This window comes from Stenotrophomonas sp. STEN054, from assembly GCF_056854535.1.
Genome location: NZ_JBXFWG010000074.1, coordinates 1 through 12354, shown reverse-complemented (window position 1 = coordinate 12354; position 12354 = coordinate 1). Strand labels below are relative to the sequence as shown.

Here is a 12354-nt window from a genome sequence, read left to right as displayed (position 1 = left end):
GGGCACTGTGGGCTCGCGGGGTGTGAGCCGCATGGATGCGGCGACCAAGCCCCCATGGACGGGTTTACGGCGTCCCCGCGAACCCACAGTGCCCCGCCATCCCACGGAATGCCGCTCTTGCCTTGGCCGTTGCTCTTGCCGTTGCCGTTGCATTGAGCAGGTGCAGGGCGGCAGCCCTGCCGACACCCCCTACAACGATGGTATTACCCACGCAGTGCGATATTCGCACACGCAGTCGATTACCGCACTTGAATGGTGCAGTGCGATAAACCTAATTTCACTCCCACAGTTTCACAGCAGTCCAAGCGATCCACCCCTGGCGGGGCGAGGGCAGCAGCCGGTCCGGTGCTGAAGCCAGGTGCAGGGGAAGACCGCCGGATTCCCTTCACCTGTGCGGAGTGATCGCATGCGCCGTCGTCTGTCCGTTGTTTCCCTGCCCCTGCTTGCCGTGCTGCCGTCGCTGGCGCTGGCCTACCAGGCCGAACCGCCGCGGGAAGCCCCGCAGGTCCTGCGCGTGGACCGCTATGCCGACGATGCCAATGCCGGCTCGCTGCGCTGGGCCATCACCACCGCCAACGCCGCGCCGGGCCGCTACCGCATCGAGATTGACGCCGTCGGCGCCGCGCCCTACGTCATCAAGCCGACCGCGCCGCTGCCGGAGATCAAGGGCCCGGTGCAGATCATCGGCACGTCCTGGGCGCGCGATGGCCAGTACGTCGCCATCGACGGCTCGGCCTACGTCACCGGCACCGGCACCGATGCCTGCCCGGGCGCCGAACCCGGCCAGTCCGGCACCAACGTGCGCACCACCACGCTGCCGGGCCTGGTTCTGCGCGATACCCAGGGCGTGGAGCTGGCCGGCCTGGAGATCCGCAACTTCTGCATCGGCGTGCTGGTCAACCGTTCCAGCCACAACGAGATCCATGACAACCGCATCGTCGCCAACAAGGGCGGCGCCGGCATCATGCTCACCGGTGACGACGGCAAGGGCCAGTCCACCGCCACCACCACCGTGCACAACCGCATCGTGCGCAATGAATTCCTCGACAACGGCGACGGCCTGGAGCTGACCCGTGGCGCGGCCTGGAACCTAGTGGCCGACAACCTGTTCCAGTCCACCCGCGCCAACCCGGAGCCCTCGCAGGGCATCGAGATCCTGTGGGGCAACGACAACAGCGTGATCCATAACCGCTTCGTCGATTATTCCGATGGCCTGCAGATCAACTGGGGCAACCGCAACTACATCGCCGCCAACACCTTCACCGGCAATTCGCTTGGCCTGAGCATCACCGGCAGCGGCAACGTGGTCGACGGCAACACCATCACCGGCAATGGCATCGGCATCGGCGTGCGCCCGCAGCCGGTCAGTGCGCCGAACCGCTTCACTGACAACCGCATCTACGGCAACGGCCTGCCGATCGAGCGCTGCGAGGCGGGCGGTGCCTGCGTGAAGGGCCAGCCGCGCGGTGCCATCGTGTTCGGTGTGCCAGGTCTGGAGCACGCCAGCTTCGTCGGCTCGCGCGGCCGTGGCGTCGACAACGATCCGTCCAGGCGTGCGCGCATCTGCACTGCTGCCGGCCAGGCCGACTGCCAGCCGCTGCCCAACCTCGGCCAGACCGCGCCGCAGCTGACCGCCATGCAGGGCAAGGGCGCGCAGCGCAAGCTCAACGGTCGTTTCCACGGTGTGCCGGATTCCCGCTACCAGGTGGAAGTGTTCGGCAACCGCGCCGCCAACGGCAGCGAGGCCGAGCTGGTGCTGGGCAGCGTCGAAGCCCGCACCGATGCGCAGGGGCAGGGCAGCTTCACCTTCCCGCTCGGTGCCGGGGCAGATGCTGCCGCTGCCGGCAGCCTGACCGCCACGGTCACCTCGGCGCAGGGCGCCACCTCCCCCCTGAGCGCACCGCTGTCGCTGCGCTGATCACCTCCACGAGACCGTAATCATGAATCCTGCGAAATCCCCGTCACTGGGCCTGTCCCTGGGCATCCTGGCTACCGCGCTGCTGCCGGCCCTGGCAAGCGCGCAGTCCAGCAACCGTTACGAAGGCAAGACGCTCACCGGCGACTGGGGTGGCACCCGTACCGACCTGCTCGAGCGTGGCATTGCCTTCCGCGGCGATTACGTGGGCGAGGCCATGGGCGTGGTCGATGGTGGCTACGGCGAGACCGGCACGCGCTATGCACAGCAGGTGCGCGTGGGCATGGACCTGGACATGGGCAAGCTGGCCGGCTGGGACGGCGGTGCGTTCCACTTCACCCTCAACGACCGTCGCGGCCGCAGTACCTCGGTGGACTTCGTCGGCAACCGCTTTCCGATCCAGGAAGCGTACGGCGGCCAGTACACGCGCCTGACCGAGCTGAGCTACGACCAGACCTTCAACGCAGGCCAGTCGTACTACAAGCTGGGTTACTACGCGATGGGCAACCAGTTCGGCCTGCACAGCCTGCTGACCCACTTCGTCAACGCCGCCTTCTGCGCGCACCCGCTGGCGATGTCCGGCAACAGCGGCTGGTACAACTACCCGATGGCACGCTGGGGCGGCGAGTTGGCGCAGCAGGTCAGCCCAGCGGTGAACGTGCGCACCGGCTGGTTCCAGGTCAATCCGAACCTGGGCGGCAACATCGAGCGCAATGCGTTCCGTCCGTTCGTCTCGGGCACCACCGGTTCGCTGTTCCCGGTGGAAGTGACCTGGACCCCGGCCAAGGGCAGCCGCCATGCCGGCGTCTACAAGTTCGGTGGTTACTACGACACCTCGCGCGTGGACAAGCGCGGCCTGGACCCCTCGCCGACCACCGGCCGCCACGGCGCCTACGTGCTGGCCGAGCAGCGCCTGACCCAGGAATCAGCCGACCCGAGCCGTGGCCTCACCGCCTTCGCGCAGTACATGGTGTCCGACACCGATACCGCGCAGATCAAGCGCTGGTACGCGCTGGGTGGCGTCTACCAGGGCATCGGCTCGCGCGCGCAGGACAGCATCGCGCTGGGCTACGTCGGCGCCGACATCAACGACCGCCTGGTCGATGCGCGCCGGGCCACGCTGATGAGCGGTGGCGTGCCCAGCGATTCGCCGCTGTACAACCTCAGCCAGGCCGAGGAGCTGTTCGAACTGTCCTACAGCGTCCAGGTGAACCCGTGGCTGATGATCCGCCCGGACGTGCAGTACATCGTCAACCCGGGCACGTTCAATTACAGCGGCACGGACAACGCCTGGGCCGTCGGTGTCCAGGCCAAGGTGACCTTCTGATGGCCGCGCGCTCCCTCCATGCTCTGGTGACCGCCATGAGATTCCCGTTCGCTTCCGTTGTCCTCGCCGGTGCGCTCAGCGCCTCCCCCCTGCTGGTCCTGGCCGCACCGCCGCCGGCGGTGCTGCAGGTCGGCCAGCTGCGCATCGGCGAGGGCAGCCCCCGCACCATCGTGCCGATCACCGGCGCCACCGCTGGGGTCGCCCTGCAGCAGGCCGCTGGGATTGCCGCCAGCAAATCCACCGACATCGCCGAGTGGCGCATCGACTACCTGGACATCGCCACCGATGGCAAGGCACTGGTCGCGCTGGGCAAGCGCATCCAGGCCACGCTGGGCGGCAAGCCAGTCATCGTCACCTTCCGCACCAAGGCCGAAGGCGGTGCCAAGCCGATCAGCGATGCCGACTACGGTGCGCTGTACGCCACGCTGCTGCGCGGCGGCGTCGCCCAGCTGATCGACGTGGAGATGTTCCGCGATCCGAAGGTCGTGCAGTCGCTGGTGGCACAGGCGCACAAGGCCGGGGTCAAGGTGGTGATGTCCAACCATGACTTCCATGCCACGCCGCCGCGCGAGGAGATCGTCGCGCGCCTGCTGAAGCAGCAGGCCCTCGGCGCCGACGTGCTGAAGATCGCGGTGATGCCGCGTGATGCCGGCGACGTGCTGGCGCTGCTCGATGCCACCTGGCAGGTGCGCCAGCAGAGCGACAAGCCGCTGCTGACCATGTCGATGGGCGGCACCGGCGTGGTTTCTCGCCTGGCCGGGGAGACCTTCGGCCAGGCCCTGACCTTCGGCATGATCGGCACCCCGTCGGCGCCGGGCCAGGTCGAGGTCGATCGCCTGCAGGACGTCCTGCAGGTCATCCATGCATCCAGCCAAACCGGTCACTGAGACCTTCCCCGCCGGACGTTCCACCGCACCACGCTGTAGCAGGAAACCGCATCATGAGCCACGCCTCCGCCGCTGCACCGCCGCTTGTCCTTGAACGGATGAGTCCCTTCCAGTGGACCGCCATCGCCATCTGCGTGCTGTTGAACATGCTCGATGGCTTCGATGTGATGGTCATGGCCTTCACCGCGCCGCACGTGTCGGCAGACTGGGAACTGTCGGGCAAGGTACTGGGGCTGATGCTCAGTGCCGGTCTGATCGGCATGGCGCTGGGTTCGTTCCTGCTGGCGCCACTGGCGGACCGCTGGGGCCGGCGGCCGATGATCGTCTGCTGCCTGCTGATCCTGACCAGCGGCATGGCGCTGTCGGCGCTGGCCGCCAACGCCTGGCAGCTGGGCGCGCTGCGCGTGTACACCGGCATCGGCATCGGCGGCATGCTGGCCGGTGTCGGCGTGATCACCGCCGAGTACGCCAACGCCAAGTGGCGCAGCACGGCGGTCGCGCTGCAGGCCACCGGCTATCCGATCGGTGCCACCGCCGGCGGCCTGCTGGCGGCGTGGATGCTGGAACACTGGTCCTGGCACAGCGTGTTCCTGATCGGTGCAGGTGCGTCGCTGCTGTGCATTCCGCTGGTGCAGAAGTGCCTGCCGGAATCGCTGGATTTCCTGGTCGCGCGTCGCCCGGCCAACGCGCTGCTGCGGCTCAATGCGCTGCTGTCGCGCATGCGCATGCCGGAACTGCAGGCGCTGCCGCCGGCACCGGTGCGTGATGGCCAGCGCCGGGGCTATGCGGCGCTGTTCGTGGGTGACCTGCGCCGCGTCGCGCTGCTGATCGCGCTGGCGTTCTTCCTGCACATGTTCGCGTTCTATTTCGTGCTGAGCTGGACGCCGAAGCTGCTGGTCTCGGCCGGTGTGTCGGCGCAGCAGGGCATCACCGGTGGCGTGCTGCTGAACCTGGGCGGCATCGTCGGCGGCAGCCTGTTCGGCTGGTTGGCCTCGCGCTGGTCGCTCTCGAAGCTGACCGCGGGCGCACTGCTGCTGGCGATGGTGTCGATGCTGGGCTTTGCGGCGTTCAACACGCAGCTGGGCGTGGCCTTCCCGTTGGCCTTCGTCATCGGTGCGGCGCTGTTCGCGGCGATGGCCGGCCTCTACGCGGCAGCGCCGGTGGTGTTCGCCGCCGAAGTCCGCACCACCGGCCTGGGCTGGGCGATCGGCATCGGCCGCGTCGGCGCGATCCTCTCGCCGCTGACCGTGGGCGTGCTGGTCGATGGCCACTGGCAGCCCTCCGCGCTGTACGTGCTGTGCGCCTTGCCGCTGCTGGTGGCGGCGTGGGCGTGCCTCGGCCTGCGCGTGGGCGTCGGCCAGAACCGGCGTTGAACCGATGGCCGATGCAGTTCACTCAATGTGCGATTATCGAATCAGGCGGCCGAATATCGCATTGACCGGGCGGGGTGCCGTGGCGACCATGTCCGGGTCGTGTTTTCCCTTCGCAGTGGCCCTGCAGCGTGGCGGCGATGACCGCCGGCAGGCAGGGCAAGGAGCAATGCAGTGATCGACAAGACCGTGGCCAGCGTGGAAGCAGCGGTGGCCGATATCCATGATGGCGCCACCGTGATGATCGGCGGCTTTGGTACCGCCGGCATGCCCGATGAGCTGATCGATGCGCTCATCGCACAGGGCGCGCGCGAGCTGACCATCATCAACAACAACGCCGGCAACGGCGATACCGGCCTGGCGGCGCTGATCAGGCACAAGCGCGTGCGCCGCATCGTCTGCTCCTTCCCGCGCCAGGCCGATTCGCAGCACTTCGATGCGGCCTACCGCGCGGGTGAGATCGAGCTGGAGCTGGTGCCGCAGGGCAACCTGGCCGCGCGCATCCACGCGGCCGGTTCCGGCCTGGGCGCGATCTTCACCCCCACCGGCTACGGCACCGAGCTGGCGCAGGGCAAGGAAACGCGCGAGATCGATGGCCGCCACTACGTGCTCGAATACCCGCTGCATGCCGACTTCGCGCTGATCAAGGCCGACCGTGGCGATCGCTGGGGCAACCTGGTGTACCGCAAGACCGCGCGCAACTTCGGCCCGCTGATGGCGATGGCCGCACGCTGCGCCATCGTGCAGGTGCGCGAGGTGGTGGCCCTGGGCGAACTGGACCCGGAGGCCGTGGTGACCCCGGGCATCTTCGTGCAGCGCGTGGTGCCGGTGGCCGCAGAAGGAGTGCAGGCATGAACAGGCTCAGCCGCGAACAGATGGCGGCGCGCGTGGCGCGCGACATTCCCGAAGGCGCCTACGTCAACCTGGGCATCGGCCTGCCGACCACGGTGGCCAACTTCCTGCCGGCCGACAAGGAGATCTTCCTGCAGTCGGAAAACGGCCTGCTCGGCATGGGCCCGGCGCCGGCCCCCGGCCAGGAAGATCCGGACCTGATCAACGCCGGCAAGCAGCCGGTCACGCTGCTCACCGGTGGCTGCTACTTCCACCATGCCGATTCGTTCGCGATGATGCGCGGAGGCCATCTCGACATCTGCGTGCTCGGTGCCTTCCAGGTGTCGGCACACGGTGATCTGGCCAACTGGAGCACCGGCGCGCCCGACGCGATTCCCGCCGTGGGCGGCGCGATGGACCTGGCCATCGGTGCCAAGCAGGTCTTCGTGATGATGGATCTGTTCACCAAGAAGGGTGAAAGCAAACTGGTGGCCGAATGCAGCTACCCGCTGACCGGCTTGCGCTGCGTGTCGCGCGTGTATACCGATGTGGCGGTGTTCGACCTCGGCGCCGACGGCGCGACCGTGCTGGAGATGGTCGAGGGCATGGACATCGAACAACTGCGCGAACTGACCGGCCTGCCGCTGGCACTGGCCGAGGGAGTCTGAGATGAGCCTGCACGAAACCTACATCGTCGATGGCATCCGCACCCCGATCGGCCGTTACGGCGGCGCGCTGTCCGGCGTGCGCGCCGACGACCTCGGTGCGATCCCGCTGAAGGCGCTGCTGGCGCGCCACCCGCAGCTGAACCCGGCGCTGGTCGAGGATGTCTACCTCGGCTGTGCCAACCAGGCCGGCGAAGACAACCGCAACGTCGCCCGCATGAGCCTGCTGCTGGCCGGCCTGCCGGTGACGGTGCCGGGCAGCACGATCAACCGCCTGTGTGGTTCCGGCCTGGATGCGATCGGCACCGTGGCCCGTGGCATCGCCGCTGGCGAGCTGGGCCTGGCCATTGCCGGTGGCGTTGAATCGATGTCGCGCGCGCCCTTCGTGATGGGCAAGGCGACTTCGCCGTTCGCCCGCGACCAGCAGATCGAAGACACCACCATGGGCTGGCGCTTCATCAACCCGCGCCTGCGCGAACTGCACGGCGTGGAGACCATGGGCCAGACCGCCGAGAACGTGGCCGAGCGCTACGGCATCAGCCGCGAGGACCAGGATGCGTTCGCCCTGCGCAGCCAGCAGCGCACGGCCGCCGCGCAGGCGCGCGGTTTCTTCGACGGCGAGATCGTGGCGGTGGACGTGCCGGGCCGCAAGCGTGGGGAGACCGTTTCGGTCGACCGCGATGAACACCCGCGCGGCGATACCACCGCCGAGGCCCTGGCCAAGCTGAAGCCGCTGTTCCGCCAGCCGGGCACGGTCACCGCGGGCAATGCCTCGGGCATCAACGATGGTGCCGCCGCACTGCTGCTCGCGTCGGGCGCGCAGGTGAAGGCGCTGGGGCTGACCCCGCGCGCGCACATCCTGGGCTTCACCAGCGCCGGCGTCGAGCCGTCGATCATGGGCATGGGCCCGGTGCCCGCCAGCCAGAAGCTGATGGCGCGGCTGGGCCTGTCCATCACCGATTTCGATGCCATCGAACTGAATGAGGCGTTCGCCTCGCAGGGCCTGGCCTGCATGCGCCAGCTCGGCCTGGCCGACGATGCCGCGCACGTGAACCCCAACGGGGGCGCCATCGCCCTGGGCCACCCGCTGGGCATGAGCGGGGCGCGCCTGGCGCTGACCCTGCTGCGCCAGCTGGAAGCCAGCGGCGGCCGCCGCGGCCTGGCGACGATGTGCATCGGTGTGGGGCAGGGCGTGGCGCTGGCCATCGAGCGCGTGTAAGCCTTCCCCCATGTCCATGATCTGCAAGACAGCCGCGGCCTTCGGGCCGCTCGCCAACAGGAGTACGCCATGAGCGATCCCACCGAACTGCGCGCCTACCGCAAGCCTTACCCCGGCAGCCAGCCGCCGCGCATCCATCTGCCGTATGCCTCCACCGCGCTGCGTGGCCCGGGTACCGACCCGATTGCCATCCCGGTGACGCTCTCGGAAGTGACCGGCCCGAGCATCAGCCGCATCACCCTGGGCGAGCATGCCGCCGACCTGACCGCCGGTTTCCCCGGCCAGCCGCAGGGCGAGCGCATCATCGTCAGCGGCCGCGTGCTGGACGAGAACGGCCGCCCGGTGCGCAACACCGTGGTCGAGGTCTGGCAGTGCAACGCCGCCGGCCGCTACCTGCACAAGGGCGACCAGCACGATGCGCCGCTGGACCCGAACTTCAAGGGCACCGGCCAGGTGCTGACCGACAGTGAAGGCCGCTACCGGTTCACCACCATCAAGCCGGGCGCGTACCCGTGGCGCAACCACTACAACGCCTGGCGCCCGGCGCACATTCATTTCTCGCTGCATGGCGATGGCATCGGCCAGCGCCTGGTCACGCAGATGTACTTCCCCAACGACCCGCTGCTGGCGTTCGACCCGATCTACAACTGCGTGGACGACGCCAAGGCGCGCGAGCGCATGGTGTCCTCGTTCGACTGGGAAAACACCGCCAACGAATTCGCACTCGGCTACCGCTTCGACATCGTGCTGCGCGGTCGCAAGATGACCGTCTGGGAGTAAGACCATGAGTTTCCAATCCACTCCGTGGCAGACCGTGGGCCCGTACTATCGCCTGGGCCTGGAACCGCTGTACCGCACCGAAATCGCCCCGGCCACCGCGCAGGGTGATCGCATCGAAGTGCAGGGCCAGGTATTCGATGGCAACGGCACGCCGGTATCCGATGCCGTGCTGGAAATCTGGCAGGCCGACGCGCAGGGCATCTACGCCCATGGCGAAGACCCGCGCCGTGATGACCACGATCCGGCCTTCGATGGCTGGGGCCGTGTGCCCACTGACGACCAGGGCCGCTTTGCCTTCACCACCGTCAGGCCGGGTCGCGTGCCGGGCCTGCGTGGCGAGCCGCAGGCACCGCACCTGGTGGTGCTGGTGTTCATGCGCGGCCTGCTGCAGGCCACCCGTGGCCGCATCTATTTCAGTGATGAAGCCAGCAACGGCGAGGACGGCATCCTCGCGCTGGTGCCCGCCGAGCGCCGCCACACCCTGGTCGCGCAGGCGCAGGGCAGGGGCCTGTACCACTGGGACGTGCGCATGCAGGGCCCGGACGAGACCGTGTTCTTCGCTTATTGATCGCGGCGCGGCCAACGCGCCTTCCGGCCACTCCACGCCCGCGTGCAGCAGGCGCGGGTAAGCTGTGGCCACCCAGGATGGACTGCACCGATGAGCCACTCCCCAACGCTGCTGGGCGGTCTGTTCGGCGACCCAGTCGTCGATGCCGTGTTCAGTGATGAAGCACGCCTGCAGGCGATGCTGGATGTCGAACGCGCCCTTGCGCGCGCGCAGGTGCAGTGCGGGGTGATCCCCGCCGCTGCGCTGGCCCCGATCGAAGCGGCCTGCAGCGCCGATCTGTATGCGATTCCCGCGTTGTCGGAGGTGACCGCACTCGCTGGGAATCCGGCCATTCCGCTGGTCAAGGCACTCACCGCACAGGTCAGGGCCAGTGATGCCGAGGCCGCCCGCTGGGTGCACTGGGGCGCGACCAGCCAGGACATCATCGACAGCGGCGCGATGCTGCAGCTGCGCGCGGCGGTCAGCCACGTGCAGGCGCGCCTGCAACGGCTGTGTACCGCACTGGTGCGTCTGGCCGAGGCCGAGCGCGGCACCGGCCTGCCCGGGCGCACGCTGCTGCAGCAGGCGGTGCCGGTCACCTTCGGCCTGAAGGCCGCCGGTTGGCTCGATGCCCTGCAGCGCAGCCAGCGGCGCCTCGACGCGCTGGCCGACGACACGCTGGTCCTGCAGTTCGGCGGTGCCGCCGGTACGCTGGCTTCGCTGCAGACGCGCGGGCTGGACGTGGCCGAAGCCCTCGCCGCCGAGCTGCAGCTGCCGTTGCCGGCGCTGCCTTGGCATGCCGCGCGTGACCGCATCGCTGAGTACGGCAGCGTGTTCGCTTTGCTGACCGGCAGTCTGGGCAAAATCGCCACCGACATCGTGCTGCTGATGCAGTCGGAGGTGGCTGAAGCTTTCGAGCCAGCGGGCGATGGCAAAGGCGGTTCCTCGGCGATGCCGCACAAGCGCAACCCGGTCGGCTGCGTGGCCGCCATCGCCGCGGCCACGCGCGTGCCGGGCCTGCTGTCAACGCTGTTCAGCGCGATGCCGCAGCCGCACGAGCGCGCAGCCGGGCAATGGCATGCCGAGTGGGACACGGTGCCGGAGATCGTGCGCCTGTGCGCCGGCAGCCTCGCCCAGGTCACCGTGGTGGTGCAGGGGCTGCAGCTGGATCGCGAGCGCATGCGCCAGCACCTGGACAGCCATGGTGGCCTGCTCTACGCCGAAGCCGTGGCGGTCACCCTGGGTGAGCGCATCGGCAAGCCGGCCGCACATGCGCTGGTGGAACAGGCGGCCAAACAGGCGCTGGCGAAGTCGCTGCACCTGCGCGAGGTGCTGGCGCAGACGCCGGAGGTCACCGCGCAGCTGTCACCTGCACAACTGGATGCCCTGTTCGCCGCCGACAGCTGGCGCGGCATGGCCGATACCTGGATCGACCGCGTGCTCGCGCGCGGCTGATCCCAACGTTCAACGCTGGAGCACGCACAACTGGAGCCGCCATGCCCTTCCTCGACCTTCCGCAGCATCGCCTGCATTACCATATTGAAGGCCGCGCCGATGGCCCGTGGCTGACCTTCTGCAACTCGCTCGGTACCGATCTGGGCATGTGGCAGCCGCAGGTGGATGCACTGGCCTCGCAGTACCGCATCCTGCGCTACGACCGTCGTGGCCATGGTCAGTCCAGTGCGCCGCCGGGGCTGTACACCGTTGCCGAGCTGGGCGCCGACGTGCTGGCCCTGTGGGATCACCTCGGCATCGAGCGCAGCCACTTCTGTGGCCTGTCGATCGGGGGCCTGACCGGGCAGTGGCTGGGCGTGCATGCCGGCAACCGCCTGCGCACGCTCACCGTGGCCGCCACCGCAACGAAGATCGGCACGCTGGACGGCTGGCAGGCGCGCATCGCCCAGGTCCAGCACGAGGGTCTGCTGCCGCTGGTGGAGGGCACCCGCGAGCGATGGTTCACCGCCGGCTTCGCACAGACCCACGCCAGCCAGGTGGAAGATATCCTGCAGCGCTTCCTCGCCACCAGCGTCGAAGGCTACGCCGGCTGCTGCAATGCGGTGGGCACGGCCGACTTCCGTGATGTGCTGGGCCGCATCGGCGTGCCGCTGCTGGCCATTGCCGGTGATGACGATCCGGTCTGCGTGCCGGCCGAGCTGCAGGCCATCGCTGAGGGCGTCGCGCAGGGGCGACATGCCGCTGTGGCAGGCCGCCACATCTGCAACATGGAATCGCCGCAGGCGTTCACTGCCGCACTGGCCGCGCACCTTTCCGCGCCGCACTGAATCACTCAACAGGGTCAAGACGATGGACGAACAGGAACGCTACGAAGCCGGCCTTGCGGTACGCCGCCAGGTGCTGGGCGAGGCGCACGTCGACCGCTCGCTGCAGGCACGCACCGAGTTCACTACTGAATTCCAGGACTTCATCACCCGCACGGCGTGGGGCACGGTGTGGACCCGCGAGGGACTACCGCGGCATACGCGCTCGCTGCTGACCATCGTGATGATGGTGGCGCTGGGCCATGACGAGGAATTCAAGCTGCACATCCGCGCCGCCCGAAACAACGGGGTGACGCCGGAGGAGATCAAGGAAGTGCTGCTGCAGGCGGCGATCTACTGCGGCGTGCCGGCGGCCAACCACGCGTTCGCGCTGGCCAAGCCGATTCTGGAAGAGCAGGCCTCGGAACGTTGATACGGAATCCGCCGGGGGGGGGCCCGCCGGGGCGCCCCCCGCGCCCCGGGGGCCCCGCGGCGGCGCCGCCGGGGCGGGCGCGATCGAGGCCAGCAACCCCCCGCCCGGGCGGGGGGGGCCGG

General features: G+C 68.8%; 12 protein-coding genes. All 12 read left to right on the top strand.

The features are described 5' to 3' along the window. Nucleotides 1-406 precede the first annotated feature (406 nt). The 12 genes from AC1VXD_RS18780 (at nt 407) to pcaC (ending at nt 12232) form a co-directional block, all read left to right on the top strand. Nucleotides 407-1918 (top strand): right-handed parallel beta-helix repeat-containing protein, encoded by a 1512-nt coding sequence (locus AC1VXD_RS18780; RefSeq protein WP_482993326.1) that lies wholly within the window; start codon nt 407-409, stop codon nt 1916-1918. A 22-nt stretch (nt 1919-1940) separates the two neighbouring features. Further along, nucleotides 1941-3242 carry a carbohydrate porin gene (locus AC1VXD_RS18775; protein WP_482993325.1) on the top strand — a complete coding sequence of 434 codons (1302 nt, stop codon included), beginning with the start codon at nt 1941-1943 and terminating at the stop codon, nt 3240-3242. Between the two features lie 35 nt (nt 3243-3277). Further along, on the top strand, nt 3278-4129 hold the full coding sequence (gene aroD, locus AC1VXD_RS18770) for a type I 3-dehydroquinate dehydratase (protein WP_482993324.1): 852 nt from the start codon (nt 3278-3280) through the stop codon (nt 4127-4129). Between the two features lie 53 nt (nt 4130-4182). Next, nucleotides 4183-5502, top strand: coding sequence for an MFS transporter (locus tag AC1VXD_RS18765; protein ID WP_482993323.1), 1320 nt, complete (start codon nt 4183-4185; stop codon nt 5500-5502). 171 nt (nt 5503-5673) lie between these two features. Continuing rightward, on the top strand, nt 5674-6354 hold the full coding sequence (locus AC1VXD_RS18760; RefSeq protein ID WP_482993322.1) for a 3-oxoacid CoA-transferase subunit A: 681 nt from the start codon (nt 5674-5676) through the stop codon (nt 6352-6354). Continuing rightward, nucleotides 6351-6998: a 3-oxoacid CoA-transferase subunit B gene (locus tag AC1VXD_RS18755; RefSeq protein WP_482993321.1), complete on the top strand. Its 648-nt coding sequence runs from the start codon at nt 6351-6353 to the stop codon at nt 6996-6998. Before AC1VXD_RS18760 ends, AC1VXD_RS18755 begins: the two co-directional genes overlap by 4 nt. 1 nt (nt 6999) lies before the next feature. Beyond that, nucleotides 7000-8214 carry a 3-oxoadipyl-CoA thiolase gene (gene pcaF / locus AC1VXD_RS18750; RefSeq protein ID WP_482993320.1) on the top strand — a complete coding sequence of 405 codons (1215 nt, stop codon included), beginning with the start codon at nt 7000-7002 and terminating at the stop codon, nt 8212-8214. Between the two features lie 69 nt (nt 8215-8283). Next, the gene (gene pcaH, locus AC1VXD_RS18745; protein WP_482993319.1) at nt 8284-8994 is read left to right on the top strand and encodes a protocatechuate 3,4-dioxygenase subunit beta; all 711 of its coding nucleotides are present in this window, start codon (nt 8284-8286) and stop codon (nt 8992-8994) included. Between the two features lie 4 nt (nt 8995-8998). Continuing rightward, nucleotides 8999-9562 carry a protocatechuate 3,4-dioxygenase subunit alpha gene (pcaG, locus tag AC1VXD_RS18740; RefSeq protein WP_482993318.1) on the top strand — a complete coding sequence of 188 codons (564 nt, stop codon included), beginning with the start codon at nt 8999-9001 and terminating at the stop codon, nt 9560-9562. A 90-nt stretch (nt 9563-9652) separates the two neighbouring features. Beyond that, on the top strand, nt 9653-10996 hold the full coding sequence (locus AC1VXD_RS18735; RefSeq protein ID WP_482993317.1) for a 3-carboxy-cis,cis-muconate cycloisomerase: 1344 nt from the start codon (nt 9653-9655) through the stop codon (nt 10994-10996). Nucleotides 10997-11037: 41 nt separating this feature from the next. Continuing rightward, complete coding sequence (gene pcaD, locus AC1VXD_RS18730) at nt 11038-11823, top strand: 3-oxoadipate enol-lactonase (protein ID WP_482993316.1); 786 nt, start codon at nt 11038-11040, stop codon at nt 11821-11823. Nucleotides 11824-11845: 22 nt separating this feature from the next. Then, a complete protein-coding gene (gene pcaC, locus AC1VXD_RS18725; protein ID WP_108768600.1) occupies nt 11846-12232 on the top strand; it encodes a 4-carboxymuconolactone decarboxylase in 387 nt (128 codons plus the stop codon). Nucleotides 12233-12354 lie beyond the last annotated feature (122 nt).

Bases quoted from the DNA above. Each gene is read 5' to 3' on its own strand.
- AC1VXD_RS18780 (WP_482993326.1), top strand. From the start codon at position 407: ATGCGCCGTCGTCTGTCCGTTGTTTCCCTGCCCCTGCTTGCCGTGCTG.
- AC1VXD_RS18775 (WP_482993325.1), top strand. From the start codon at position 1,941: ATGAATCCTGCGAAATCCCCGTCACTGGGCCTGTCCCTGGGCATCCTG.
- aroD (WP_482993324.1), top strand. From the start codon at position 3,278: ATGAGATTCCCGTTCGCTTCCGTTGTCCTCGCCGGTGCGCTCAGCGCC.
- AC1VXD_RS18765 (WP_482993323.1), top strand. From the start codon at position 4,183: ATGAGCCACGCCTCCGCCGCTGCACCGCCGCTTGTCCTTGAACGGATG.
- AC1VXD_RS18755 (WP_482993321.1), top strand. From the start codon at position 6,351: ATGAACAGGCTCAGCCGCGAACAGATGGCGGCGCGCGTGGCGCGCGAC.
- pcaF (WP_482993320.1), top strand. From the start codon at position 7,000: ATGAGCCTGCACGAAACCTACATCGTCGATGGCATCCGCACCCCGATC.
- pcaH (WP_482993319.1), top strand. From the start codon at position 8,284: ATGAGCGATCCCACCGAACTGCGCGCCTACCGCAAGCCTTACCCCGGC.
- pcaG (WP_482993318.1), top strand. From the start codon at position 8,999: ATGAGTTTCCAATCCACTCCGTGGCAGACCGTGGGCCCGTACTATCGC.
- AC1VXD_RS18735 (WP_482993317.1), top strand. From the start codon at position 9,653: ATGAGCCACTCCCCAACGCTGCTGGGCGGTCTGTTCGGCGACCCAGTC.
- pcaD (WP_482993316.1), top strand. From the start codon at position 11,038: ATGCCCTTCCTCGACCTTCCGCAGCATCGCCTGCATTACCATATTGAA.
- pcaC (WP_108768600.1), top strand. From the start codon at position 11,846: ATGGACGAACAGGAACGCTACGAAGCCGGCCTTGCGGTACGCCGCCAG.